Raw genomic sequence first — 24,194 nt, 5'->3', positions numbered from 1 at the left:
AGAGGGTCGGGGTGAGGGTATGTCCTTCCGAGCCCCCATCGTGAGCCACATCTCGTGCGTATCTTGGCCCCGAGAGGAAAGGGAGGACGTCATGGATGCCCTGGCTCCACTCGGCCGGCTGCTCTTCTCGGCCATCTTCATCTTCAGCGGCTTCAACCACTTCGCCAACGGCGAGGCGATGATGGGCTACGCGCGGAGCGCGGGCCTTCCGTTCCCGGCGCTCGCCATCTACGGCTCGGGCGTGGTGCTGCTCGTGGGTGGGGTGTGCATCCTGCTCGGTGTCTTCGCCCGCATCGCCGCGGTGGCCATCGCCGTCTTCCTCGTCGCGGCGGCGCTCACCATGCACCGCTTCTGGGGCCTGCCTCCCCAGGAGGCGGCGATGCAGATGACCCACTTCTGGAAGAACATCTCCATGGCGGGAGGGGCGCTGCTGCTCGTGCACTTCGGACCCGGCCCTTACAGCATCAGGGCACGATCGCGGGTGCTCCTGGAGCGGCAAGCCCGGCGCCTGCCACCGGCCCTGCGTCCGCGCCCACAGTCTTGAGTGGGGGCACTCCGGATGGGCAGGGTCCCTTCTTGGCCCTTCGCCGAACAGGCATAATCACCGCGAATGGCGGAATCAGAGCGCAGCGTAGGGGAAGGCGGAATCGGTGCGGTGGTTGCCAGTGACCAGCAGCCACATTCTCTTGCTCCGGGGGTGAGGGGGGATGCGCCAGAGCCGACCGCAGCGGAGTCGCAAGCAAAGATCGATCTTGAGCCGACAGCCCAATACCGTGCGATTACTTCCAACCCGGCAGCGAAAGCCGCGGCAACGGAGAGCAAGGGGATTGCTGACGCTGGGATTGCTGCGCACCCCTCCCCATCGCCGCCCCGCTCAGAGGCTGTTAAGGAGAGCCGCACGGTTCCCTTCGAACTCTGACGAGACTCGTGCCACTACGGTATCCTCGATCAAGGATCTGGCGAGTCCAGTCGATGCGGAATTCTGCATCGTGCAGATCCACGGGCCGGAGTTGGGGAAGAAGTACACGCTCCATGAGATCGAGCTCAACATCGGGCGAGAAGAAGGCAACCACATCGTGGTGGACCTCGACAACGTCTCGCGCAAGCACGCGCGCATCCTCCGCAGGCAGGGGAGGATGTTCGTGCAGGATCTGGGCTCCACCAACGGTACCTACCTGAACGACCATGAGGTGACGCAGGAGACCCCGCTGCGCAGCGGTGACCTCATCAAGATGGGCGGCTCCATCTTCAAGTTCCTCACCGGTGACAACGTGGAACTGCAGTACCACGAGACCATCTACACGCTGACGATCGTGGATGGGCTCACCGGGGTGAACAACAAGCGCTACTTCCTCGAGTACCTGGAGAGGGAGATGGGGCGGTGCCACCGTTACGGGCGCCCGCTGACGCTGATGATGTTCGACATCGACTCCTTCAAGAAGATCAACGATGTCCACGGGCACCTTGCGGGTGACTACGTGCTGCGCGAGCTGGCGCAGACCCTCAAGCGGATGGTGCGCAAGGAGCAGTGCTTCGCGCGCTACGGCGGCGAGGAGTTCGCGCTCGTCATCCCCGAGGACGGGGCGGACAGGACACTCATTTTCGCGGAGAAGATCCGCCAGACCATCGAGAAGAAGCACTTCTCCTTCGAGAGCCAGGATATCCCGGTCACCCTGTCGCTGGGGGTGGCGAACATGACGCCGGAGATGATGGAGCCCCTGCAACTCATCAAGGTCGCAGACGCCAATCTCTACAAAGCCAAGAAGAGCGGACGTAACCGGGTGGTTGGCACGATCTACCCAGTTGCGACCACTCTGGCCTCGGTGACGTCGCTGGTGCGTGAACCCCGTCGGCCCATCGACGGAATGGCACTCGTGCGACGCAACCTCGACAGATCTCCTCCTGGTCCCGTGCTGGCTTTCGAGGTAGCAGACGAGCGCAGCATCATCGAGCTCCTGGGCTCATCGAGCTTCGAGACGTGGACCTTCGAGTTGGAGCAGGAGGTCGAAAGAGTCATTGGCCCCGCGGATCTTCTGGGAAACTGGCGGGACCGTTATGTCCTCGCGGCACTCGAGGTGAGGAGTGGTGAGGAGCGGGCCCGTGCCGTGGTGGATGCGGTCAGGGCCGCCTGGGTGGCGCGGCCTGTTCCGGATGCAGTCAGTGGGAGACTGACGCGCTCGCTGCGCACAGCGGTTCTGCCCCCGGAGGTTGTCGTGGCCTCGGGAGAGCGATGCCTGGATCGCCTCGCAGTCCAACTCCTTGATGACGCGGGGCGCGCGGTCTTGCTGGATTCTCGTTCGGAGTTGCCGTTCCCCCTTTCCGCGCCGCGTGCGCTCGTCCTCGCCCAGCGCACGGCATTCACCCGCTTCAAGGCCATCGTGGATGCGCTGGAGTCGTCGCTCCGCTTCGTGGTGGCCCTGGAGCTTGCTCTCCTGCGTGATGGCGAGCACGCGCGGGCTCGCGACGATGCCGCGGCCCTGATCGCCAGCCACACCGGCGAGCCACTCCCTCTGGGCACCTGGGAAGAGCTGGCCGTCCAGCTCGCCGTGCTCCTTCCCAGGTCGTCGGGTGAACCCGTGATGGGCGCGCTGCGGAGCCTGGTGAGAAACGATGGCCAACGCTCCGCTCTGTCGGAGCGGGTACGTGAGGCCGTCCTCGAGCGGGAGCGGCTCATCGGCCACGGCATCACCCTGTCCGACGATGCGTATCGCGAGCAGGAAGAGGTGTTCGGAAAGCTCCTGGATGAGTTCCTCAAGCTCCTCGAGCCACTCAAGCAGGCTCGGCTCGTCAGCGTGGCGGAGATCGAATCGCTGGAAGCGGATGACGACGGCGTCCGCTACGCGCTCTACGGCCACCAGGGCGCCACCGAACACTTTCCCATCGGCCATGAGCGCCTCGAGGCGCGGCTGGCGCGCGATTGGTGTTATCTGCTCGTCCAGGGCCGTGCGCCGCTGTGCCTCGCACCGATCGTGGCGGCCCGGACTTGCGAGAGCTGTGGCCGGGTCGAGGTGTTCCTGGCCGAGGGACTCTGGCTGGGCGCCCCAAGGGAGCGGAGGCCCGCGTCCGGGGCGTCACCTCCAACCACAAGGCCTCGATTCGCGTTCCTTTCGACACCCGGGCCCGGCTCTTCTTCGAGGCCACCCAAGCCATTCCCGCGCCGAATCCTCCGTCCGAGCGGCAACCCACCTCGAGTGCCGTGCCGATGGCCGCGCCGGTCGTCTCGTCTCCGCCCGCTGACACGGTGGTGATGTCGAACCCGTTGTCCAGGCGGGCTCCGACCGTGGCCATGATCGGGCTCGCACGGGTCGCTCAGCCTCCGCCCACCGCCTCGCCGACGAGCCCGCTCGTTCCCTCGGGATTGCGTATGGCGCTCATGGAGGGGCGAGTCATCCCCTTCGTCGGCGCGGGTGCGTCAATGGCGGTTCTGGACGCAGCACGACCAGGTGAGCGCCTCTTCCCCAGCTGGGGAACTCTGCTTGGAATGGTGGCGCAGAGGCTGGATGAGGAAGGGCTTACCGGCGACGCGATGGCGGTACGGGGGGCGCTGTCGAAGAAGGTGCCGAACTACCTCGATGCGGCCCGCGCTGCGCGAGAGGGCCTTGGCCCGACCTGGTACAAGGTGCTCAGCGAGGTATTCGATCCGCCCCGAGGCCGTGCCCTGGAAGAGAGCCTCGCGTTGCCACGCGCCATCTGGGAGCTCGGCAGCAAGCTCGTGCTCACGACGAATTACGACCGCGTCTTGCATTGGGCATGTCCCGAGCGGGACGATCTGCGCTCCTGGGATATCGAGGCGCCCGCGGAGCTCGTGAGGCTGCTGCGCGACCACCTCGACTACCCGACGATCTGGCATTTGCATGGCACGATCGCGAACGCGGCGGATCTGATCCTCACGCCCGATGGATACAGCCGCCTCTATGCAACGAATGATGCGGGAGGCTCTCACTATGAGGCCGCGCTCACCTCGTTGCGCGTCCTGCTCGCGTCACACACGCTGCTCTTCATCGGCTTCAGCTTCGAGGATACGACCTTCGGCGATCAACTCCGGTGGCTCGAGGAGACATTCCGGGGTGCCGGGGGCCCTCACTATGTGCTCGTTCGCGGAGCCGAGCGTGACCGCATGCGTGCACGGCTGCAGGGGCTTCCCCTGGAGCTCCTGACCTACGCGGAGTATGGCGAGCCGCTCGTGGCTCGCGTGCGAGAGCTCGCTGCCGTGGGTCATCAGCGTCCGATGACTCCGTAACGGAAAGGCGCTTCTCATGGCGAAGCAGAACCGCAGTCCCGTGTGCGCCGCCATTCGGTGGGGCTCGTCAGGTCCACTGCGGTGGGGAGGCACAGGTGCTCTGGCCCTTATCGTCCTCGTCCTCCACGCCGCGTGTGTCACCCGAACTCCGATGGGTAGTCGAGTGGGCGGGGGCGGCCCTCCGCCGCTGACTCCACCGACGGAAGCTTCAGCGCGGGAATCCCGCCGGGCCGTCCCCCAGCTCGAGCAGGTGAGCGTCGTCGAGGTGGACGTGCTCGAGCCCGGCGGCTCTACACGGGCGGTAGCCGTCAGGGGGACGGAGTTCCGCCGGGCGGTGCAGCAGCTCGGGGACGGGCTGCGAATAGAGGGGACGCCGCAAGAGGCCGCGCAGCGGCTGTTCCAGTCCATGCCAGAGGAGGAACTGCTCGCAGAGGTGTATCGCGGTCGGGTCTACAGGCTGGTCCCCCTGAACGACAAGGGCCCGCTCGTCCCCCAGGCAGAGGCTGCGCTCCGGGCCAGATATCTGAGGTGGTGCGAGAGGCACGGCGGTGGTGATTGTCTGGGCCTCCTCACTGACGGGCCCTATCTGCGTACGGATGATCAGCGCACGCTCGCGCTCGCTCTGGCCTTCGGCTCCGTCCTGGAGGAGACGCGGGATGCCCTGGGTCGGGAGTTGAGCCCCCAGGCGGTGCTCTCGTCGCTGGTGTGGGCTGCTGGGATGTACCTCGCGCTCTGGCTGGTGCCCGAGCCCATCCTCAAAACAGCAGCCGCGGCGCTATCGGTACTGCTGGTGGCATGGCTGGGCGTGGACGCTGTGTGGGGGCTTGTGGATGGGTGGGCAGCAATGGCGCACCGGGCCTACGAGGCCACCACGTTCGCGGAGTTGCGCGAAGCGGGGGAGGTGTTCGGGAGGCGAATTGGCACGGACGCGGCTCGGGCGTTGGTTCTGGCTGTGGCGACGTTGAGCGGACGCACGCTGGGAGACGCGGCTGCGCGCATTCGTTCATTGCCGAGATACGGCTCGATGCAGGCGCAGTGGAAGGCCCAGGGCTTCCGGGGAACGCTGTCGGAGGCAGTGGAGCATGTGGTGGCGGTGGAGACGGTGGTCTTGTCGGACCATGCCCTCGCTGTCGTCACATCACCCCAGGGCCCTCTGGCTGGGGCGATGTTCAGCCAGAACAGTTCGGCGGTAGCTCCTCAATGCCACTCAGGGACCATCGCGATTCGTCATCGGGGAGGCAATCATCAGGTCATCCTCGGTAACGGCCAGAGGTGGCACCTGCCACGCGGAAAGTGGCTTGGCGACATCCCGGCGGAGGACAAGCTGGGAGACGAGTTGCAAGCCGCAGCCGAGCGGATCGCAAGACAATGGGGGCCCCATCAGCTCTCCCCGGATGAGCGCAAGGTGATCGAGAAGGTGCGCAAGGCGGGGAACCTCCGGAGTGTTGCTCATCTGGAGGGGCTGGCCAGGGGGCGCTGGGTACATCGACAGATGAAGGAAGAGTTCGGGCACCTGCTCTGGAACCAGCGAGGGGTCGATGTGGTGGATCCCAGGCCAGGTGGACTGCGATACGAAGTGCTATCTGGGACAGACGAGAATTTTGGAGTGCACGGCCGCCGGATGGCCGGAGAGTTCTTCTGAATGATCTTCTTCTGAGGTGCGCGCAAATGAGGCCCGGCAACATCATCTACGAGGAGCGCGAGATGGAGGACGCGCGTGTGGAGCTGAAGGCCGAGGCGGATCGCCTTCTCTATCTCGGGCCGAACCTGACGCTGCGGCGATGCACGATCGTGGTGCGAGTACCCACCCGTAAGCTGTTCATCCGGTCAACGACCTTCATCGACTGCGACATCGAGTTGAAGCAGGAGCTGAAGCGCTTCTCCTGGACGGGCGCGGCACTGAAGGGCTGTCGATTCACGGGCCGCATGGTGGGCTGCGACTTCGGCGCGTGGCCCGGTCATGGGAAGTGGTGGGAGCACGGGGCGGTGGAGGACTGCGACTTCTCGGAGACCCGCCTGGACCTCTGTCGCTTCCAGAGTTGTGACCCTCGTACTTTGCGTCTCCCTCGCTGGCCCTGCTTCACCATCCTGGATCCCCTCGGCAGAGGTCGTGAGCTCACGAGCGCCTCGTGGCCAGGGAGCTTCAGCCCGGTGACCCTGGAGGGCCCCTACAAGGAACTGCCCACCACGGTGGCCTTGTCGTTCTACGCGCCCGCCGAGGCAAGGCGTTGCGAGACGACCGAAGAGGAACTCAAGGCGGCAATCGAGAGGTTCGACTTTATCGTCCATTGAGAGGTGCACGGCCGCTCGGATGGTGCTCCATTCCGGCTGGCCGGTCGGGGAGGGGGCGTCGCCAACCGGTCAAAGGCCCGGGTTCTCTCCCGTGGGAGGACATTGTGGGTCGCTCCGCGCGTCCGGGTGTGTTAGCCCCTCACGTGTGAGCACCTTCAAGTCCCTCGGCCTCTCTCCTGAATCGCTCGATGCGGTGCGGCGCGCCCGCTTCGCCTCTCCCACTCCGATCCAGGCCCAGGCCATCCCGCCGGCGCTCGCCGGGCGGGACGTCATTGGTTGTGCCGTCACCGGCACGGGAAAGACAGCCGCCTACCTGCTGCCCCTGGTCGAGCGCCTGGCCGGTCAACCCAGCCCCGCCGGTCTGGTGCTCGCCCCCACGCGCGAGCTCGTGCAGCAGATCGCCGAGGAAGCCGCCTTCTTCGGTGAGCCGCGCGGTATCTCCCGGGCGGTGGTCATCGGCGGCACCGACATGGGCGCCCAGGTGGAGGTGCTCCGCCAGCGTCCCTCGCTGATCCTCGCCACTCCGGGCCGGCTGGCCGACCTGCTCAAGGCGGGCGCGGTGAACCTCTCCTCGGTGCGCATGCTCGTGCTGGACGAGGCGGACCGGATGCTGGAGATGGGCTTCGTGCCCGAGCTGGAGCAGATCCTCGCCGCCCTGCCCCGCGAGCGCCAGACGCTCCTCTTCTCCGCCACCCTCGGCCACAACGTGACGCGCTTCGCCCAGGAGGTGCTGCGCCGGCCCGTCCGGGTGGAGGTCACCCCGAGCGGGACTCCCGCCGCTCGCGCCGTGCAGCGGCTGTACGAGGTGGATCCGCAGGAGAAGTACCCGCTGTTGCTCAGCCTGCTCGCCAGGGATCAACTGAGCACGCTCGTCTTCACCCGCACCCGGGAGCGCGCCGAGAAGGTGCAGGAGGTCCTCAAGCGCGCGGGCTACAAGACCGCCGCCATCCACGCCGACCGCACGCCGGGACAGCGCCGCCAGGCGCTCGAGGGCTTCCGGCGAGGCCAGTACCGCTGTCTGGTGGCCACCGACATCGCGTCGCGCGGGCTGGACGTGGATGACATCGGCCACGTCATCAACTTCGACCTGCCGCACTCCCCGGAGGACTACGTCCACCGGATCGGCCGTACGGCGCGGGCCGGCGCGAGTGGGCGTGCCTCGACCTTCGTCACCGAGCGGGACGAGGAGACCGTGCGAGCCATCGAGCGCATCACCCGCATGACCCTGCCGCGCGTCGAGGTGCCGCGAGAGGACTCCGTCTTCCTCGAGGAGATGCAGACATTCCGGGAGGGGCAGGATGGCGCGGGCCTGATGGATCTCGAAGAGAGTTGGGAGGCTCCGGCGAGCAAGGCGGACCGCACACGTCCACGTCCCCGTCCCCGGACCGAGACCGGTGGGAAGAAGGCCCGCGGTGGAGTGGGTCCCTCGCGCGAGGGCAAACCGGAGCGTCGCGGTGGGGACAGCAGCCGCCGTGCGGCACCGGCTCGCGGTGGGGGTACGGCTCGCGGTGGGGGTACGGCTCGCGGTGGGGGGACGGCTCGCGGTGGAGGTACGGCTCGCGGCGCGGCTCCTCGCCGCGGGAGGGAGGAGTCCCCTCGCGGGGAACGCGCGATGCCCGCGCGCCGGGGTGAAGGCGTGCGTGGCCGGGACACCGCCCGTGGCGCGAGGGGGGCGGATACGCGCGGGAAGAACACCGGCCAGGGCAGGCGCGGCACCCGCGGCGCGGAGCGTCCGGGCGGCAAGGTGGGAGGGCGCAAGGGGGGTCCTCCACGCGGGACAGGCCCCTCCTCGCGAGGCCGTGGCGGCGGGGGACGGCGGGGCCGTTAGGCATACATCGGAGCGCACAATTCTTTGTCGACGCCAGGACACCGCCCGCGTTGACGGGGAAACGCCCGGGCTCGGGCTGTCTCCCATGACACAGACATCGGCCTCCGAGGCGGCGTTCCCTCCTGGTGGGCGCGCCCGCGTTCATGCGTGTTGCTTTACGATCTTTCTCATTCCGCGAATGTGAGACAACGGGTGGCGGCGGGCTCCGCGCCATCCCGAGGCTCATCGGTTGCGATGACGGGGGGCGCTCTCCATGAACAGGGTTCAACCACCCACTGATGCCGCCCGGGACCTGCCCCTCTGGACCTTTCTGTGCGTGGGCCTCTTCCAGGGCATCCTGCTCTCGGAGACCTGGGGCAGGTGGACGACGGTGGGGGCGCTCTGCGCGCTCAGCGTCCTGCGCGGCGGGGTCACCCTCCTGGGCACCGCCTGGCTGAAACGGCCGGAGCGCCGCGTGCTCGGGACATGGCTCCTGCTGGTGGGCAACCTGCTCATCAGCACGGCGGTGTCCGAGCTCCTTCACTGGAACCTGCTGGCCTGGTTCAACGTGCTCTTCCAGGTGCTCTTCCTCAATGGGCTCGCGGATCCGGTGGGCCACTCCTCCATGCTGCGGTTCGGGCTCGGCGCCTACCTCACGGCGTCGTCGTGGGGCAGGCCCGGCAGATCGGCCAGGTGCTCGTGAACCTCATCGTCAACGCCGCGCAGGCCCTGCCCGCCCGGGACGGCGTGGTGGAGGTGAGCACCCTCTCCAGGTCCAGCGAGGTGCTCGTGCGGGTGCGCGACAACGGGGTGGGCATGCCCGCCGAGGTGCGTGACAAGCTCTTCCAGCCGTTCTTCACGACGAAGCCCGTGGGCGAGGGGACCGGCCTGGGCCTCGCCGTCGCCTACGGCATCATCACCGGGCACGGGGGCCGCATCGAGGTCGAGTCGGAGCCCGGAAGGGGCTCGTGCTTCACCGTCCGGCTGCCAGTCGCCGCGGCGGAGGTGCCGGTGGTTCCGGCCTCCGCCCCGGAGCAGGTGCTGGGCGTGTGCGGGACAGCGGCGGCTCAGTGAGAGGCCGCCGTCTCCACGTGGTGCAGCGTGAAGAAGGCCACCTCGGGATAGGTGCCGCGCCGCAGGTAGGGCCCGCCGAAGCCGAAGCCCAGCCCCATGTTCACGTAGAGCTGGTTGCCGCGCACATGGTAGTGGCCCTGGATGTAGGGCTGGCCCGCGCGCCGGAAGATGGCCTCGGTGAGGCCGCGCACCACGAACTGGCCTCCGTGGGTGTGCCCGGAGAACTGCACCAGGTTGCCGTGCGGCGGCAGCTTGTCGACGGTGGGCGGCGCATGGGTGAGCACCAGGCGGGTGCCCGACTCGGGCGCGCCCCGGAAGGTCGTCTCCACGTCATCTCGGCCCGTGCGCCCGTCGTCGATACCCAGCACCGTCACCGGCGCCCCGCGCACGTGCACCTGGCGGTGCTCGTTCTGCAGCACCGTGTAGCCCAGGCGCTCGAAGCCGGTGCGCAGGTAGTGCGCGTCCACCCAGTGGTCATGGTTGCCCAGCACCGCGAACACCGGGCTGGAGAAGCCCGCCAGCAGCTCGATGACTCGCGGCAGCGGCTTGGGGCTGTGCGTGACGTAGTCGCCCGTGAGGAACACCAGGTCCGGGTTGCGCGCGTTCACCTCGGCCACCGCCCGGCGGATGCGCACCGCCGAGGTCGCCTGGCCCACGTGGATGTCCGACAGGTGCGCGATGCGCAGCCCGTCGTGCTCCCGGTGCATCCCCGGCACGTGCAGCACGTTCTCCGACAGCGTGAAGTGATCCCTCCAACGCAGCCGCGCCTCTGGCCTCAGCGGGTCCGGCGCCACGGCCCTCAGCTCGTTCCGCTTCATGTGGTTCCGGTGCGGCCCATGAACGGGAGCGGAGACCGCCTCGGCGGTCTGGGTGGCGGAACGTCGGCGGGCGAGTCTCAGGGGCATGAGTATCCTTCCGTCGGTCGGAGACGGTTCGCATTGTAGTGGACACCGCCCATGGGCGACGAGCGCGCGGTTCATGTCCGCCCGCCCGGCCTCCAGACGGTGTCAGCGGGCGGAAGGTAAAGGCAAAAATGTCACGAAAAATTCCGGGCCACCGGAGCATGGCCCGGCGGCCCGGTGTCCTGACGGACCTGTGTGTGATGGAGTGCCCTCCCTTGGCGGCCAGGGGGGCGGATACCCTCACCCCGGCCCTCTCCCGGGGGGAGAGGGAGGGCGGCTCTCAGTGGCCACGGATGACCGTGAGGCCCCCGTTGGTGAGCACGTAGAGCATCCCCGGGTCCACCGTGGGATCATACAGGAGCTGCTCCACCACCGTGCCGTCCACGCCGTCCACGTGCGAGAGCTTCTTCTGCGCGTCCAGCCTCCAGAGTCCGAAGCCCACCGTGCCGATGAAGAGCGAGCCGTCATTCGTGGCCGCCAGCGAGGTGAGCTGGTCCGTGGGCAGCCCCTCCACCTTGTCGCCATGGGCCTCGGAGCTCCGCGAGATGAGCATCCGCCACAGGCCGTAGTCCTTGCTCGCCACGTAGTAGAGCCCGTCCGTGGTCTGCTGGATGCCACGCCAGTAGTCCTTCTCCTCCTCTGAGTTGAGCCCGCGGAGGTAGGAGTTGAGCTTCTCCGGGTTGAGCGAGTCGTTGACCTTGTCCCAGTCCGCCAGGTTCACCGAGGGCGTCACCACGCCCAGGCTCCAATCATTGCCGATGAGCACGTCCCCGTTCTGCGCGATGCCCAACGCGTACGTGTAGCCGGCCATCTGGGTCGTGCCGCCGTCCGGTTTGGGCTTGAACCACACCGGGTGCCGGTGGCTGTTGTAGGTGAGGCCCTGGATGCGCGTCACGCCGTGGTTGGTTCCGATGTAGACGTCGCCCTTGTGCTTGCCGTGCATCACCTTCACGCAGCTGAGCACCGAGCGGTCCTCGTCGAAGTGGTGATCGTTCGTGTTGCGGATGCCGATGTCCTGCGGCCCGTTGCTGCGCGCCGAGCGGCTCAGGTGCGTCTCCAGTACCACGCTGCCGTCCTCCTGCAGCTTCACCACGTCCAGGTCACCCTTCTGGTACTCCTGGTAGCGCACGGGATCGAAGCGCCTCGGGTCCGGGTCGTTGTAGAGGGGGAAGTTGCTCCCGTCCGGGCTGTAGATGAAGGCGCTGTCCAGCTCGTAGGTGAAGTAGCCCACGTAGGCGCGGCCCGCGCTGCCACCGCAGATGACGGTGGAGCCCATGGCCAGCTTGTCGGCGCCGAAGCCCGGTGCCGCCTGGCCCACGCCGCTCGTCCACCGCGGCCCGGAGTCCCTGGGGCGCAGCACGCCGATGCGGGCACCGTCCAGCAACCAGATGTTGTACGCGTCGTCCACGGCCATGGCCCGCACGTTGCCGAGGCCATAGCGGCTCGAGTAGTTCACCAGCGGCTCGTTCGGCCACGGCCCCGGCGTCGCCACCGGCGCCGGGACATCCGGGTCCGTGGGCTCGGGGTCCGTGGGCTCGGGGTCCGTGGGCTCGGGGTCCGTGGGCTCGGGGTCCGTGGTTCCCGGATCCGTCGTGCCGGGGTCCGGTTCCGCCACGATCGGCGGGGGTGGTTCCTCGAGCACCGGCGGAGCCGGCTCATCGGTATGTGCCGGGTTCTCGTCCTGTCCTCGTGGCCGCGTTTCATCCGTCGTGCCGCCGCAGCCCCACGCCACCACCGCTCCCACCGCCCACGCTCCCAACAGTCTGCGCATGACCTTCCCGCCTCCTCGGGCTCCTGCTCGAATCGCGGTGAAGCAGAGCAAGGGCCATACCCGTGAGGGTGGGTTGGTCGAGGGAACGCGCGGGATGGAGGCCTCGCCACGGAGGGAAGCGGGATTCACCTCACGTTCCCTCGCGGCGCCGGAAGCTGGGTGGAAAAGGAGCGGGCCCGTTCCCCTCAGAGGGAGACGGGCCCGGCTCCGACAATCACGTGTGACGACCGTGGCACCGGCTGGGTGCCCGGTTTTCCCTCGTGGGTACCTACTTGCTCTGGGTGCCCTTCTTGGGGCTGGTGGCGTTGAGCTCCACCGCCACCGCGTCATCCTCGACGAGCTGGAAGCTGGCGCGCACCTGGGCGCCCTCGGGGATGTCGCCCACCGCCACCTTCTTGCCGTCCAGCATCACCTGGGTCTGATCCCTCACGTCCAGTTCCACGTCCGGCAGGTTCTGGTTCTGGCGCGAGAGGATGACCTCATCCCGATCCGAGCCCTTCTTCAGGGTGCCCTTCAGGTTGAAGGCGTTCGCCTTGTTCATCAGGGCGGCGTCGCTCGACTTCTGGGCGCCGCTCGCCTGCTGCTGATCGGCCTGCTTCTGGGCCTTGGAGCCGCTCAGGCCCGGTAACACCTCGGTGGAGTCGATGCCCGTCTCGATGCGGCTGGCGTCGTTGCGTTGGTCCTCCTTCTGGGCCTTCGGGTCCACGTTCGACTGCGCCAGGGCGGCCGTGCCCAGGGTGATGACCAGTGTGGCCAGGAGCTTCTTCATGATGACCCCTCCATATGCATACCCGTGTGGGATACCTGCCGGAGAACGGTGGTATCCACGGGGGGCGACGCCAACCGGAGGCGATCCGGAGGCGGGAATGCCGTCCGGAGAGCGGGCAGGCGGGCGGGGCTTGAAGGCGGGGACCTGGCTACCTAGACGCAGTGGTCACACAGGCCGCGCAGCTGGACGTCCACCGAGCGCGCGCTCACGGCCTTGGGGGCTCCCTTGGCCGGGGTGATGCGGACGGACTCGGCGGGCAGGCAGGCCACGGTGCCGCAGTCGGTGCACGTGAAGTGCGGGTGGGTGCCCTGGTGCGACTTCTCCTCGCGCTTGAGCTCGAAGCGCCAGACGTGGTCTCCCAGGTCCGCGCGCACCACCAGACCGGCCTCGGTGAGGTCGGTGAGATTGCGGTAGATGGTGACGCGGTCGTAGCCTTCCTCACTCAGGGCTTCCACCAGATCCGCGTGACTCAGGGGTGCCGTCGCGGACTCCAGTTCGCGCAACACCGCCACTCGGGGTGAAGTGCTGCGCAGTCCCGCGGTACGGAGGCGGTCCTGGTAGTCGGCGAGCTTCGGCTGGGGTGCGTTCTTCCTTGCAGCCATCTCCTTCCGCATAACCCAACTCCTTAAAAGTTGCATCTCACTTGCTCAATCAAGGTGCGACACCGGGCACCGAGGGGATACCGGCGGCGACTCCGGCCAGTCAGGGGAACGCCGGGCAGCTCCCCCTGACCCCGAGCGCTTCGCAATTCCATCACAAATGCAGGGATGTTGCATTGAATGATGGAGGGACCGTGGCCGGGCGGACACCGGACCTGGGGCGTGGGTCTGTTCACTCCGGGAGTAGGGGGGGCGCTACCCACCGTCCTGTCCGAAAAAGTACCGCACCCGCCCGGTTCCGGCTTGCGAGGGGGGCCCGGAGCGTCGGACGCTCGAGGTGACAGCCAGCCGTGGAGGGCGGGACACGTGCTACGGGTGCTCGTACTTGAGGACGATGAAGACCTGAGGTCCATCCTCTGCGAGCTGCTGCTCCTGTCCGGAGCGGACGCCTGTGTGAGCGCCGGCTCCGTGGCGGAGCTGCGGCGAAAGGCGGACGAAGCGCTCGGGTGCGGGCTGGCCCTCCTGGACATCAACCTGGGGGAGGGGGTGCCCAGCGGGCTGGATGCGTACCGCTGGTTGAGGGACAACGGCTTCCCCGGGAGGACGGTCTTCCTGACCGGCCACGCCCGCTCCCATCCCCTGGTGCGCGAGGCCCTGGAGCTGACCCAGGTCCAGGTGCTCTCCAAGCCCATCCAATCGAAGGTCCTCCTGGAGCTGGTGGGGGGTGGTGCCCGTGGAACCGGCACGACCTAGGGTGCCAGGGGCGGTGGAGCAGGAGCTGTGGGCGCGGGCCTGGCGCGGCGCCGTGGTCGGCTCCGTCCTGGTCGCGCTGACGGAGCTGGCCTACGTCTTCATCGACGCCCGGGTGTTCCAGGGTACCACCCTGCCGGTGCTGCGCGCGCTGCACGTGCTCTGGGCGCTGGTGCTGCTGGGCGTGCTGCTCGCGCTCCGCCAGCGGCTGCGCACCGTCCTGGTCGAGGCCTGCTTCGCGGGCGCGGTGCTGCCCTTCCTCCCCGTCTTCGCCATGGCCGAGCACGCCATGGCCGGCTCGGGGCTCCTCTGGGTGCCCATGACGGGCCACCGGCTGGTGATGCTGGCGCTGGGCGTGCTCGCGCCCACCGGACTGTGGCTCGGAGGTGGGTTGATCGCCGCCTTCGCCCTGGAGACGGTGGTGCTCTGGTTCGCGCTGGGGCTGGGCCAGCACCCGGGGGTGCGCTCTCCGTGGGAGCCGTGGGTAACGCTCGTCTACGGGGGCGTGGCGCTGACCATGCTGGCCTACCGGGTGCGCAGCCACTCCATCGAGCTGAAGCTGCGCGAGGCGCGCACGGAGGCCGAGGCGCTGGAGCGGCTGGCGCGGCTCTTCCTCGTGGTGCGCGACGCCACCAATACGCCCTTGCAGACGCTGGAGCTGAGCCTCGCCCTCCTGCGCAAGCGCGACCCCGGGTGCTCACCCACCACCCTCGCCGCCATGGAGCGGGCCATGGAGCGGCTGCGCGCCTTGTTCCAGCGCCTGGGCATCGCGGACCCGCTGGTGGTGTGGCGCGAGGGCGACGAGTCCTTCGACGCCGACGTCATGCTCCGGCACCTGGAGGAGGAGCTCGCGCGCGAAATCGAGCGGCGGCGCCACTAGGTCGCCTCTTGTCAACCCCGCCCCCCGTCACCACCTTCGGCCCCGCGACCCCACACGAAAGGACACCGGATGCCAGAGAAGCAGACCCTCCAGCGCGCGCGGCAGGCGAAGCGCGCGGGAAAGCGCCCGACGACGCAGGCCAGTGAGTTCGTCCGCGAGGAGATGCACCATCTGAAGGAGGGCAAGCACGGGAAGGAGTCGCGTGAGCAGGCCATCGCCATCGGCCTGTCCAAGGCGCGTCGGGCCGGAGTGGCCCTGCCGGCGCCGAAGCCCGGCCAGGCGAAGCGCAAGACGCGTCGGAGCGCCCAGAGCGCGCTGCGCCTCGGACAGCGGGAAGGGGAGCTGAGCGAGAGCAAGCGCGCCTCGCCGCGTCGCGCCACCACCACCCGGGGCGCCAAGAAGAGCCCCCGCGCCGCCGCCGCCGGCCGTACCGGCCGCGCGAAGACGGCCTCGCGCGCGGGCGCTTCCCGCCGGGGTTCCTCCACGGCCCGGAGCCGCTCGTCGTCTCGTACGAAGACGAAGAAGTAGCCGGCTCCACCCCTCGGGGGCGCTCTACGCGTGGATTTCCTCATACGGTTCGCCGCGGGGCTTCTCCTCCCGCGGCGCTCCCGCCCTCCTGGCGGCCTTGCGGCGCGCGCGCAGGCTCCACCAGACGGAGAGGCCGATGCACACCACGATGATGGCCACCGAGAGCAGCGGGGACACGTGGAGCCAATCGGAGGCAATCATCTTGAAGCCGGCGAACGCGAGCACCGCCGCGAGCCCCCAGTGCAGGTAGCGCAGCTCATGCACCGTCTTCGCCAGCGCGATGTAGAGCGCGCGCAGCCCGAGGATGGCGAAGACGTTCGAGGAGTAGACCACGAACACGTTGCGGCTCACCGATAGCGCCGCGGGCACCGAGTCGATGGCGAAGGCCACGTCCGACAGCTCGATGGACAGCAGCGCGATGAGCAGCGGCGTCGCCTGTATCCGGCCGTCCACGCGCTTGAAGAACCTCGAGCCCTCGAATTGCGTCGTCACCGGCAGGCGCTTCTCCAACCACCTCACGGCCTTGTTGTCCGACTCGTCCGAGGGATGGCGGCGCGCCACGCGGAACGCACCGAAGATCAGGATGGCGCCGAAGACGTAGACGACCCAGTGCCACTGCTCGATGGCCCGCAGGCCCAGGGTGATGAACAGGGCCCGGAAGACGAGCGCTCCGAAGATGCCCCAGAAGAGCACCCGGCGCTGCTTGTCCTCGGGCACGTTCAGGCTGGCGAAGATGACGAGGAAGACGAACAGGTTGTCCAGGCTGAGGCTCTTCTCGATGAGATAGGCGCCCAGGTACTCGTGCGCGGTGATGGCCCCGTGTCTCGCCCAGACGAAGCCCCCGAAGGCCAGACCCACCAGGATCCAGGCGATGCTCCAGGCATACGCCGCCTTCTTCGTCTCCCCATGCTTGTGCCGGTGGGCGAGCAGGTCGATGAGGATCATCGCCAGTACGATCACCCCGAAGATTGCCCACTCCCACGGCGAGACCGGGTTGGAATTCATGCTCGGAAGCTGACAATCCAGGGGCTCACCAACAACCGGGGCTCCCTCCCTCCAGCGGGAACATGCGGCGCGGGCGGTGCTCGTCCGCTCGCTCTCCCTTCAATGTTCCATCCTGGCGGTGGCTGTCTCGTTCGGAACGGGGTCTGGATCCACGGGGACCCCAAACGCTCAAGAACAGAAGAAGCAGGAATGCCTCCCCTTCCGGCCGGGGGAGGGGTCGCACAGGGAGGAGCATCATGGAGATGACCGGAAAGCCGCCCTACCAGCCGTGGTTGGAGTCCTTCGCCTCCGCGCAGGGTGTGATGGCCGGCACCGTCCACCTGCGGCGCGGCGAGACGCTGGAACTGGTGGCCACGCTCAACATCCCACCCCCGGTGGTGGACGCCGTGCGCATCATCCCCCAGGGCAGGGGCATGGTCGGACTCGCCTTCGCCACCCGGCGGCCGGTGCAGACGGGCGACGTCCTGATGGACGAGGGCGGGCGCGTCCTGAGGGGGGCGCGGGCCCTGCACGCCTCGGTGGCCCTGCCCTTGCTGGACGCGGCCGGCGAGGTGCTCGCCGTGGTGGGCCTCGCCTTCCTGTTCGAGGGGCGGCTCTCCGCCGAGGTGACGAGGGCGCTGATGGACGCCATCGTCACGCTGCCTCCCTGCGATCTCTGAGGCCCGCCGCGCTCCTCGCGGCGCTCAGCGGCGGGGGGGCTCGGCCATCGCCGGCTCGAGCACCACCGGCTCCAGCGGCTCGGCCAGGGTCAGGCCCATCACCCGCGAGTAGAAGGACAGCTCGGCCTCCAGTGCCCTCTTGAGGTCGGCGTTGGTGCGCGGGCCGTACGGCTCGCCGTCCACCGTCAGCAGCGCCGCGGGCACGCCATTGGCGCGCAGCTTGCGCACCATCTCCTCCGTTTCGCGCTGGGGCGCCCGGGTGTCCTGCCGGCCCTGGATGAAGAGCAGGGGGCTGCGCTTGATGTTGTCGATGTGGAAGAGGGGCGAGCGGTCCTGCAGGAGCTGCTTGGACTCGGGCAGGGGTCCGAGCACCTGGTCCACGTAGTGGGCCTCGAACTTGTCCGACTGCTCCGTGAGCGTCTCCAGGTTGGCGATGCCGCCGATGCTGGTGCCGCAGCGCAGGATGTCGCGGAAGGCCAGCAGCGACAGGGTGGTGTAGCCGCCCGTGCCGCTGCCGCGCGCCACCAGCCGCTTCGCGTCCACCTTGCCCTCCTGCACCAGCCGCAGCGCGGCGTTGGCGCAGTCATCCACGTCCATCACACCCCAATTGCCGTACAGCGACAGGCGGTACTCGCGGCCGTAGCCGGTGCTGCCCCGGAAGTTGACGTCCACCACCGCGAAGCCCCGGCTGGTGAAGTACTGGATGGTCCAGTCCAGCTTCGTCGAGGCCGAGCCCGTGGGGCCGCCATGGTTCATCACGAGCAGGGGCGGCTTCTCACCCGCGGGCGCGGCGTGGTCCGGGTTCCGGGGCGGGTAGAACCAGGCGTGGGCCTCGCCCAGCTCCGTGGTGGGGAAGTGCAGCGGCTCGCAGCGCGACAGGTAGGGCGTCAGCTCCTCGGGCAGACGGCTGGAGGCCTTGAGCACCCGCGGCTTGCAGGACTCCATGTCCAGGCGCACCACGGAGGCGGGCTGCTCCGGTCCGCCCCCCACGAAGTACGCCATGGCGAAGCCCCCGCGCACCTGGGAGATGTCCGTGAAGGGGGTGGGCAGCTCGGCGAACTGGCCGAGCACCACGTCCAGCCGCCCCAGCTTCCACTGGCCCTGCTCGTTGAAGGCGCACACCACGTGCCGCGGCGAGATGAAGGCGTACGTGGACATGCCCAGGCTCCACTGGGCCGTGCCGAACTCCGCCCGGCTCTCCAGCACCGGCACCACGCTGCGCCCCTGCAACCGGTAGAGGTTCCACCAGTTGTTGCGGTCGCTCACGAAGTACAACTCGCCCTGCGGGGACCACTGGGGCTGGAAGATGGACTCGGTGGTGCCGCCGGCCACCAGCCTCGGGTGGTGCAGCGCGCCGTCCTCGTCCACGTCCGCCACCCACAGCTCGCAGCCGTCCCACGGCATGCAGGGGTAGTCCCAGGCGAGCCACGCCAGACGCCGGCCATTGGGGCTCATCACGGGCGAGGAGTAGAAGTCGCGTCCCTGCGCCAGCACCGTCTGCTTCTGCCCGTCGATGTCCACCGCCACCAGCGAGACGCGCGGCTGGCCGTCCTCGAGGTTGCGCCAGTCCTCTCGCACGCACAGCACGCGGTTGCGCGAGCGGTCGATGACCAGGTCCCCATAGCGGTGCTTGCCGCCCATGTCCGGCGTGATGGGCACCGGCGTGCGGCCCGGGTTCACCCGGTACAGCCGCTGATCCACGTGCGCCCCGGTGCTCGCGTGGTTGACGAAGACCACCAGCCCCTCGGACACCGCGAAGGAGCCACCCCCCTGGCCGTACACCAGGCTGCGCGAGCTGTACGTCGGCCGGCCCTCGCCCGGCATGGGGAGGATGTCCGTGTGGGCCCCATCCCCGGTGCGCCGTACGATGGCGTGCCGTCCCCGCTCACCGGGGCGGACCTCCAACCAGTACACATCATCCCCATCGACGGCGATCTCCCCCAGCGAGAGCGTCTGGGTGGCGATCATGTCGGCGGAGATGGGGGACTTCCATGAGCCGTAGGCAGCCTCCCGACTTGCGAGCGTCATGAACAGGCCTTCCTTGGAGAGCGAGAGTGGAGTGGGCTTCGTGTCTAGCACGCCGGAACGACGCGTCGTGCCGGGGGCGGCAGCCCGCCCTCGGGGGAAAGTGTTGCATTTTGCTCAACGGCCGTCGACCCGGCGGGCTCAGGGGGTTTGACGGACGTTGTCGCGAATCCACTGGAGGTAGGGCTCGTGGCCCTCCCGCACGTCCACCCGCAGCACCTCGGGGCACTGGTAGGGGTGGACGGCCACCACGCGCTCGCGCAGCGCCTCGAAGAGGGGGGCGCGCGTCTTGAGGATCAGCAGCACCTCGGACTCGTCGTGCACCTTGCCCTCCCACCGGTAGATGGAGCGCAGGCCGGGCACCACGTTGCCGCACGCGGCGAGTCCTTCCTCCACCAGCAGGCGGGCGAGCTCCGCGGCCTTGTCGGCCGTGGGCGCGGTCACGAAGACGACGATGGCATCGGTCATGGGCTCCACGCATACCGCACCTTCGCCGCGCCCGGGCGGTTGTGTGGGTTCTCCCACGGCGTTCCCGTCAGCCTGTCCGCTCGCGTGCGCGTAAGGGCCGCTAATTCATGACATGAACCACATTTCAGGTTGTGAGATTGTTGTCCGGGTGAATCATTCCCAATACGCGACATGGAATGTTTTTCATTTCCTGAACAGGTTTCGCGCCGACTGTGGACTGCAAGGCAACCGGCCTCCGGTAGGGCCGTGTCCGACCACTCGTGAGGGCAATTCAGCGTCGGATGGATGACGATGTACTCGCCTGTTCTTCCGGCGGAAATGGCAGACATCACCCTGCATTGACAGGTGAGTGTTCGCTAGCCTCCATGGATGAGGCTTTGAATCTGGCCCGGGTAGGCGGGCAAGCTCGGTTTCCCGTATTCCCTTTCATCTCAGTTTCGCGCAGTGCTCGCTGATTCCTCGCACCCGTCGAGGAGTCCGGGAGTAGGGGGAGCGGAGCGGGGGTCGGGTCGAAACCGTCTCAAACTGGATGGGAGAAGTCTCACCATGCCACTCGCCACACATGTGCTGCCACAACAGTCCGGAGTCTCCGCGCAGTCGTCCCGGAAGGTATTGCTCGTCGATCAAGCCAAGGTGCTCCGGCTGACCTTGTCGACACTGCTGCGCGCCGTCGGCTGCGAGGTGGTGTCGGTGGACAACCTGCTGGCGGCCCGAGGCGAGCTGGGCCGGTGCCGGCCCCTGATGGTGCTGGTGGACTGGCGGGTGCTGGCGGCGGACGGCGGGCCCGGCTGCGCGGCGTTGCGCGGCCATCCGCTCCATGGGGACGTGCCCATCCTCGTCATCGTGGAGGACAGCACGCCGGCGGAGCTGCTCGAGGCGTGTGTGAATGGCGGGGCGGAGGACTGCATGCTCGGCCCCGTGCGCATCACCGAGCTGCAGGCGCGCATCGACGTGCTGTGTGACAGGGTTCCCAAGCCGACGGCCCGGCAGATGGAGCGGCGCGGCCCGCGCACCGTGATGCTGGTGGGAGAGGCGGCGGGCACGCATGACGGTCTGGGGGCGAACCTGGAGGCGTGCGGTCATCACCTGCTGTACGCCCCCACCCCTGAGCGCGCGATGGCCCTGGTGACCGAGTACGGCGAGCCCCTCCACCTCTTGCTCGTGCGCTCCCGCGTCAACTCGGTGGAGGAGATGATGCGGGTGGAACGTCTGCGCACCGAGACGCGCCTGGGGCGGGTGCACACCGTGGTGGTGACGGACAGCGACGTCGCGGAGCTGCCGATGCTCGGGCAGGTGTGGCTGAGCGCGCGCACCCTGGCGCCGCGTCACCTGCTGGCCCGCATCAACGGCCTCCTGCAGCGCAACGCCGTGGGGCTCCAGGTGGACGAGCGCGTGCCCTTCGTGTGCCCCGTGGAGTACCGCGAGCTGGGCGGCTTCTCCTGGTCCTCCTGCTACTCCAGCGCGCTCAGTCCGGGCGCCCTCTTCGTGCGCACCCTGGTGCCCGCCCGCCCCGGCGCCGCGCTCGAGCTGCGCATCCACCTGCCCACCACGCGCGAGGTGCTCGAGGGCCCCGGCCTCGTCTCCTGGTCCAATCCCTATGCCTCGCGCCGCACCGCCTCGTATCCGCTCGGCATGGGCATCCAGTTCCTGGGCATGAGCCCCCGCCGTCTGATGCAGCTGCGCGAGCTCATCAGCGGCAGCCTCGCCTGAGCCCCGCGGTTTCCCCCCCATCATCTCCTTTTCGGAGGAATGTCATGCCCAGGAAGAAGATCCTCCTCGTCGACGACTCGAGCACCGTGCTGCTGCTGCACCGGATGATGTTGTCCCACTGCGGTTATGAGCTGCTCACCGCGCGCGATGGCCAGGAGGCGCTCGACAAGGCCTCCACCGAGCATCCGGACCTCATCTTCCTGGATGTGCTCATGCCGCGCATGGATGGCTTCCAGGCGTGCCGCGCCCTGCGCTCGCGCTCGGAGACGAAGGACGTCCCCATCATCCTGGTGACGACCCGCGGCGAGCCCCACTACGTGCGTCAGGGCTTCGAGAGCGGATGCACCGACTACATCACCAAGCCCTTCGATGGTGAGGAGCTGCTGGCCAAGGTGCGCAGCCACCTGGAAGAGGCGCGGCGCGCATGAGGGAGCAGCTTCGCTGGGAGAACGAGATGCTGCGCACGGAGCTGGCCTCCCTGCGCGAGCAGAACGAGCGACTGCGGGCATCGCTCGCGCGGCTCCAGGAGGACGAGCAGTGGCGGGCCCAGCGCCAGCACCTGGTGGAGGCGGAGCTCGCCCACCTGGTGCGCCTGCGCGTGGCCGCCCAGCGGCTGCACGAGTCGCTCGAGCCCCTGGCGCTGTTGGAGATCCTCCAGGACCTGCTCGTCAACCTGGTGGGCTCGGAGGCGCTGGGCATCTTCGAGCTGGAGCCGAGGGGCGCGGAGCTGGTGCTGCGTGTCTCCCTGGGCATCGACGCGGATCGCTTCCGCCGGTTGCCGTTGGGGGATGATCCCCTGGGCCAGGCGGCGCGCACCGGGGCGTGCTGGCTGGGGGACTTGATGGAGGAGTCGTGCGCGCAGGGCGGGACGGAGGGCCCGCGCGCGTGCGTGCCGCTGAAGCTGGGCGACCACGTCCTGGGAATGATGGTGCTGTTCGGGCTGCTGCCCCACAAACCCCGCCTCGAGCCCGAGGACCGCGAGCTGCTGGAGCTGCTCGCGACGGAAGGGGCGAGGGCCTTGTACTGCGCGCGCGGCATCGCCGCCGGCACGCCATCCTGAGCGGGCGGCGATTTCCCGAGAGGGGGAGAACCTTGGAAATGGATCGCGAGCGGCTGCTCGCCACCTTCGCGGAGGAGTCGGGGGAGCTCCTCACCGAGATGGAGGAGACCCTCGTCTCGCTGGAGGAGCACCCGGACGAGGAGCGGCTGCGGTCCATCTTCCGGGGCGCGCACACGGTGAAGGGGGCGGCGGGCGCGCTGGGCCTCTCCGGAATGACGGACGTGGCGCACGTGCTGGAGGACGTGCTGGAGACGCTGCTGGAGCGGCGTCTGCCGGTGTCCGACGAGCACGTGACGCTGCTGCTGGCGACGGTGGACCGGCTGCGGGAGTTGTTGCAGGCGGTGCTGGCGGGACAGGAGCGGCCGGCACAGGAGGACGAGGGGCTGGTGGAGCGGCTGCGGGCCTGCTGCGAGTCGTTGCGCCAGCGGGAGTCTCCGCGGGTGGTGTACGCCGTGCCGGCGGAGGAGTCGGCGGTGGAGGTGGGAGGGCGGCGCGGGCGCACGCTGCGCGTGGACGTGGAGAAGCTGGACCGCATCGCCATCCTGACGGGAGAGCTGGCCATCGCGCGCACGCGGCTCTCGCAGGTGCTGAGCACGGGCACGGCCGAGGAGGCCCTGGAGGTGCACCGCGAGGCGGACCGCCTCCACGAGGAGCTGCAGGAAGAGGTGATGCGGGTGCGGATGGTGCCGGTGGGTCCGCTCTTCCGGCAGCACCTGCGCACGGTGCGCGACCTGACGCGGGTGGAGCGCAAGTGGGCGAGGCTGGTGTTGGAGGGTGAGGACGTGGAGGTGGACACGGCGCTGGTGGAGGGCCTGCGCGAGCCCCTGCTGCACCTGGTGCGCAACGCGGTGGACCACGGGCTGGAGACGCCGGAGGAGCGGCGTGCGGCGGGGAAGGAGGCGTGCGGCACGCTGGTGCTGAGGGCCTTCCACGAGCCGGGCTCGCTGGTGGTGGAGCTGTCCGACGATGGCCGGGGTCTGCGCTACGCGCGGCTGCGGGAGAAGGCGCTCGCGCTGGGGATGGAGCCCGAGCGGATGACGGTGGAGGAGTTGGAGGATCTCGTCTTCGTGCCGGGGCTGTCCACGGCGGAGGCGGTGACGGAGGTCTCCGGGCGCGGGGTGGGCATGGACGTGGTGCGCCGGAGCGTGGAGGCGCTGCGGGGCCTGGTGACGTTGCGCAGCGAGGAGGGGAAGGGCACCACGGTGACGTTGCGGGTGCCGCTGACGCTGGCCACCATCCAGGGCTTCTCGGTGGGCGTGGGCGAGGAGACGTACGTGTTGCCGCTGGCGGCGGTGCGCGAGTGCCTGGAGCTGCCCGCGGAGCGCAACGGGCAGTCCGGTGCGGGCGTGTTGAGCCTGCGAGGCCGTTCGCTGCCCTACCTGCGGCTGCGCGAGGTGCTGGGGGTGCAGGGCCCCATGCCGGCCCGGGAGAGTGTCGTCGTGCTGGGCCACGGTGGGAGCCGGGCGGGCCTGGTGGTGGACGCGCTGTATGGCGAGGGCCAGTGCGTCCTCAAGCCGCTGGGCCGGCTCTTCCGCCACCTGCCCGGCGTGTCCGGCTCCACCATCCTCGGCAGCGGTCGCGTGGGGCTCGTCCTGGACGTGCCCACCCTGCTGCGCACGGCCATCCGCCAGCGGGCCGTCATGGGCTGAAGCCCT

The 24,194-nt window shown here is 68.8% G+C and carries 23 protein-coding genes; 16 read left to right on the top strand and 7 right to left on the bottom strand.

Annotation, left to right across the window (positions count from 1 at the left end):
* Positions 1 to 91: 91 nt before the first annotated feature.
* The 8 genes from JQX13_RS09415 to JQX13_RS09385 all read left to right on the top strand — a co-directional run bounded on the left by JQX13_RS09415 (position 92) and on the right by JQX13_RS09385 (position 9,413).
* Positions 92 to 544 carry a DoxX family protein gene (locus tag JQX13_RS09415; protein ID WP_203408704.1) on the top strand — a complete coding sequence of 151 codons (453 nt, stop codon included), beginning with the start codon at positions 92 to 94 and terminating at the stop codon, positions 542 to 544.
* A 445-nt stretch (positions 545 to 989) separates the two neighbouring features.
* Positions 990 to 3,248 carry a diguanylate cyclase gene (locus JQX13_RS56190; protein ID WP_430384164.1) on the top strand — a complete coding sequence of 753 codons (2,259 nt, stop codon included), beginning with the start codon at positions 990 to 992 and terminating at the stop codon, positions 3,246 to 3,248.
* Between the two features lie 233 nt (positions 3,249 to 3,481).
* The gene (locus JQX13_RS09405) at positions 3,482 to 4,240 is read left to right on the top strand and encodes an SIR2 family NAD-dependent protein deacylase (RefSeq protein ID WP_203408703.1); all 759 of its coding nucleotides are present in this window, start codon (positions 3,482 to 3,484) and stop codon (positions 4,238 to 4,240) included.
* A gap of 16 nt (positions 4,241 to 4,256) precedes the next feature.
* Positions 4,257 to 5,882, top strand: coding sequence for a SitA5 family polymorphic toxin (sitA5, locus tag JQX13_RS09400; RefSeq protein ID WP_430384163.1), 1,626 nt, complete (start codon positions 4,257 to 4,259; stop codon positions 5,880 to 5,882).
* Between the two features lie 26 nt (positions 5,883 to 5,908).
* A complete protein-coding gene (locus JQX13_RS09395) occupies positions 5,909 to 6,532 on the top strand; it encodes a hypothetical protein (RefSeq protein WP_203408701.1) in 624 nt (207 codons plus the stop codon).
* 145 nt (positions 6,533 to 6,677) lie between these two features.
* Positions 6,678 to 8,360: a DEAD/DEAH box helicase gene (locus JQX13_RS53855; protein WP_430384162.1), complete on the top strand. Its 1,683-nt coding sequence runs from the start codon at positions 6,678 to 6,680 to the stop codon at positions 8,358 to 8,360.
* Positions 8,361 to 8,613: 253 nt separating this feature from the next.
* Positions 8,614 to 9,042: a hypothetical protein gene (locus tag JQX13_RS53850; protein WP_239014644.1), complete on the top strand. Its 429-nt coding sequence runs from the start codon at positions 8,614 to 8,616 to the stop codon at positions 9,040 to 9,042.
* A complete protein-coding gene (locus JQX13_RS09385) occupies positions 9,006 to 9,413 on the top strand; it encodes a sensor histidine kinase (protein ID WP_239014643.1) in 408 nt (135 codons plus the stop codon). The genes JQX13_RS53850 and JQX13_RS09385 overlap by 37 nt, the downstream gene beginning before the upstream one ends.
* Here JQX13_RS09385 and JQX13_RS09380 read toward each other — a convergent pair.
* The 4 genes from JQX13_RS09380 to JQX13_RS09365 form a co-directional block, all read right to left on the bottom strand.
* Positions 9,407 to 10,318, bottom strand: coding sequence for a metallophosphoesterase (locus JQX13_RS09380; RefSeq protein ID WP_203408698.1), 912 nt, complete (start codon positions 10,316 to 10,318; stop codon positions 9,407 to 9,409). The genes JQX13_RS09385 and JQX13_RS09380 overlap by 7 nt on opposite strands.
* 277 nt (positions 10,319 to 10,595) lie before the next feature.
* Positions 10,596 to 12,086 (bottom strand): hypothetical protein, encoded by a 1,491-nt coding sequence (locus JQX13_RS09375; protein ID WP_239014642.1) that lies wholly within the window; start codon positions 12,084 to 12,086, stop codon positions 10,596 to 10,598.
* A gap of 268 nt (positions 12,087 to 12,354) precedes the next feature.
* Positions 12,355 to 12,855, bottom strand: coding sequence for a hypothetical protein (locus tag JQX13_RS09370; protein WP_203408697.1), 501 nt, complete (start codon positions 12,853 to 12,855; stop codon positions 12,355 to 12,357).
* Positions 12,856 to 13,007: 152 nt separating this feature from the next.
* A complete protein-coding gene (locus tag JQX13_RS09365; protein ID WP_203411945.1) occupies positions 13,008 to 13,457 on the bottom strand; it encodes a Fur family transcriptional regulator in 450 nt (149 codons plus the stop codon).
* Positions 13,458 to 13,829: 372 nt separating this feature from the next.
* On the opposite strand from JQX13_RS09365, the gene JQX13_RS09360 reads away from it, so the two are divergent.
* The 3 genes from JQX13_RS09360 (at position 13,830) to JQX13_RS09350 (ending at position 15,612) form a co-directional block, all read left to right on the top strand.
* Positions 13,830 to 14,207 (top strand): response regulator, encoded by a 378-nt coding sequence (locus JQX13_RS09360; RefSeq protein WP_239014641.1) that lies wholly within the window; start codon positions 13,830 to 13,832, stop codon positions 14,205 to 14,207.
* 13 nt (positions 14,208 to 14,220) lie between these two features.
* Positions 14,221 to 15,084 (top strand): hypothetical protein, encoded by an 864-nt coding sequence (locus tag JQX13_RS09355; protein ID WP_239014640.1) that lies wholly within the window; start codon positions 14,221 to 14,223, stop codon positions 15,082 to 15,084.
* 69 nt (positions 15,085 to 15,153) lie between these two features.
* Complete coding sequence (locus JQX13_RS09350) at positions 15,154 to 15,612, top strand: DUF6496 domain-containing protein (RefSeq protein ID WP_203408695.1); 459 nt, start codon at positions 15,154 to 15,156, stop codon at positions 15,610 to 15,612.
* 24 nt (positions 15,613 to 15,636) lie between these two features.
* On the opposite strand, the gene JQX13_RS09345 is transcribed toward JQX13_RS09350, so the two are convergent.
* On the bottom strand, positions 15,637 to 16,617 hold the full coding sequence (locus JQX13_RS09345; RefSeq protein WP_203408694.1) for a TerC/Alx family metal homeostasis membrane protein: 981 nt from the start codon (positions 16,615 to 16,617) through the stop codon (positions 15,637 to 15,639).
* Between the two features lie 236 nt (positions 16,618 to 16,853).
* On the opposite strand from JQX13_RS09345, the gene JQX13_RS09340 reads away from it, so the two are divergent.
* On the top strand, positions 16,854 to 17,276 hold the full coding sequence (locus tag JQX13_RS09340; protein WP_239014639.1) for a GAF domain-containing protein: 423 nt from the start codon (positions 16,854 to 16,856) through the stop codon (positions 17,274 to 17,276).
* Between the two features lie 24 nt (positions 17,277 to 17,300).
* Here JQX13_RS09340 and JQX13_RS09335 read toward each other — a convergent pair whose 3' ends face one another.
* A complete protein-coding gene (locus JQX13_RS09335; protein ID WP_203408693.1) occupies positions 17,301 to 19,304 on the bottom strand; it encodes a S9 family peptidase in 2,004 nt (667 codons plus the stop codon).
* Positions 19,305 to 19,442: 138 nt separating this feature from the next.
* Positions 19,443 to 19,769, bottom strand: coding sequence for a divalent-cation tolerance protein CutA (cutA, locus tag JQX13_RS09330; protein WP_203408692.1), 327 nt, complete (start codon positions 19,767 to 19,769; stop codon positions 19,443 to 19,445).
* A 546-nt stretch (positions 19,770 to 20,315) separates the two neighbouring features.
* Between cutA and JQX13_RS09325 the strand changes: the two genes are divergently transcribed.
* The 4 genes from JQX13_RS09325 to JQX13_RS09310 are packed head-to-tail and all read left to right on the top strand — an operon-like array spanning position 20,316 to position 24,188.
* The gene (locus JQX13_RS09325) at positions 20,316 to 21,479 is read left to right on the top strand and encodes a response regulator (RefSeq protein ID WP_203408691.1); all 1,164 of its coding nucleotides are present in this window, start codon (positions 20,316 to 20,318) and stop codon (positions 21,477 to 21,479) included.
* 44 nt (positions 21,480 to 21,523) lie between these two features.
* Entirely contained in the window at positions 21,524 to 21,907 is a 384-nt protein-coding gene (locus JQX13_RS09320; RefSeq protein ID WP_203408690.1) for a response regulator, read from the top strand.
* Positions 21,904 to 22,539, top strand: coding sequence for a GAF domain-containing protein (locus JQX13_RS09315; protein WP_203408689.1), 636 nt, complete (start codon positions 21,904 to 21,906; stop codon positions 22,537 to 22,539). Before JQX13_RS09320 ends, JQX13_RS09315 begins: the two co-directional genes overlap by 4 nt.
* Before the next feature lie 38 nt (positions 22,540 to 22,577).
* Positions 22,578 to 24,188: a chemotaxis protein CheA gene (locus JQX13_RS09310; protein ID WP_239014638.1), complete on the top strand. Its 1,611-nt coding sequence runs from the start codon at positions 22,578 to 22,580 to the stop codon at positions 24,186 to 24,188.
* The last annotated feature ends 6 nt before the right edge of the window (positions 24,189 to 24,194 follow it).

It is taken from the genome of Archangium violaceum, assembly GCF_016859125.1.
In the GTDB taxonomy this organism is placed as follows: domain Bacteria; phylum Myxococcota; class Myxococcia; order Myxococcales; family Myxococcaceae; genus Archangium; species Archangium violaceum_A.
This window is presented reverse-complemented; position numbering and strand designations above follow the sequence as displayed.

Bases quoted from the DNA above. Each gene is read 5' to 3' on its own strand.
- JQX13_RS09340 (WP_239014639.1), top strand. From the start codon at position 16,854: ATGGAGATGACCGGAAAGCCGCCCTACCAGCCGTGGTTGGAGTCCTTC.
- JQX13_RS09335 (WP_203408693.1), bottom strand. From the start codon at position 19,304: ATGACGCTCGCAAGTCGGGAGGCTGCCTACGGCTCATGGAAGTCCCCC.
- JQX13_RS09345 (WP_203408694.1), bottom strand. From the start codon at position 16,617: ATGAATTCCAACCCGGTCTCGCCGTGGGAGTGGGCAATCTTCGGGGTG.
- sitA5 (WP_430384163.1), top strand. From the start codon at position 4,257: ATGGCGAAGCAGAACCGCAGTCCCGTGTGCGCCGCCATTCGGTGGGGC.
- JQX13_RS09365 (WP_203411945.1), bottom strand. From the start codon at position 13,457: ATGGCTGCAAGGAAGAACGCACCCCAGCCGAAGCTCGCCGACTACCAG.
- JQX13_RS09380 (WP_203408698.1), bottom strand. From the start codon at position 10,318: ATGCCCCTGAGACTCGCCCGCCGACGTTCCGCCACCCAGACCGCCGAG.
- JQX13_RS09350 (WP_203408695.1), top strand. From the start codon at position 15,154: ATGCCAGAGAAGCAGACCCTCCAGCGCGCGCGGCAGGCGAAGCGCGCG.
- cutA (WP_203408692.1), bottom strand. From the start codon at position 19,769: ATGACCGATGCCATCGTCGTCTTCGTGACCGCGCCCACGGCCGACAAG.
- JQX13_RS09310 (WP_239014638.1), top strand. From the start codon at position 22,578: ATGGATCGCGAGCGGCTGCTCGCCACCTTCGCGGAGGAGTCGGGGGAG.
- JQX13_RS53850 (WP_239014644.1), top strand. From the start codon at position 8,614: ATGAACAGGGTTCAACCACCCACTGATGCCGCCCGGGACCTGCCCCTC.
- JQX13_RS09320 (WP_203408690.1), top strand. From the start codon at position 21,524: ATGCCCAGGAAGAAGATCCTCCTCGTCGACGACTCGAGCACCGTGCTG.
- JQX13_RS09370 (WP_203408697.1), bottom strand. From the start codon at position 12,855: ATGAAGAAGCTCCTGGCCACACTGGTCATCACCCTGGGCACGGCCGCC.
- JQX13_RS09395 (WP_203408701.1), top strand. From the start codon at position 5,909: ATGAGGCCCGGCAACATCATCTACGAGGAGCGCGAGATGGAGGACGCG.
- JQX13_RS09315 (WP_203408689.1), top strand. From the start codon at position 21,904: ATGAGGGAGCAGCTTCGCTGGGAGAACGAGATGCTGCGCACGGAGCTG.
- JQX13_RS09375 (WP_239014642.1), bottom strand. From the start codon at position 12,086: ATGCGCAGACTGTTGGGAGCGTGGGCGGTGGGAGCGGTGGTGGCGTGG.
- JQX13_RS09415 (WP_203408704.1), top strand. From the start codon at position 92: ATGGATGCCCTGGCTCCACTCGGCCGGCTGCTCTTCTCGGCCATCTTC.
- JQX13_RS09405 (WP_203408703.1), top strand. From the start codon at position 3,482: ATGGTGGCGCAGAGGCTGGATGAGGAAGGGCTTACCGGCGACGCGATG.
- JQX13_RS09325 (WP_203408691.1), top strand. From the start codon at position 20,316: ATGCCACTCGCCACACATGTGCTGCCACAACAGTCCGGAGTCTCCGCG.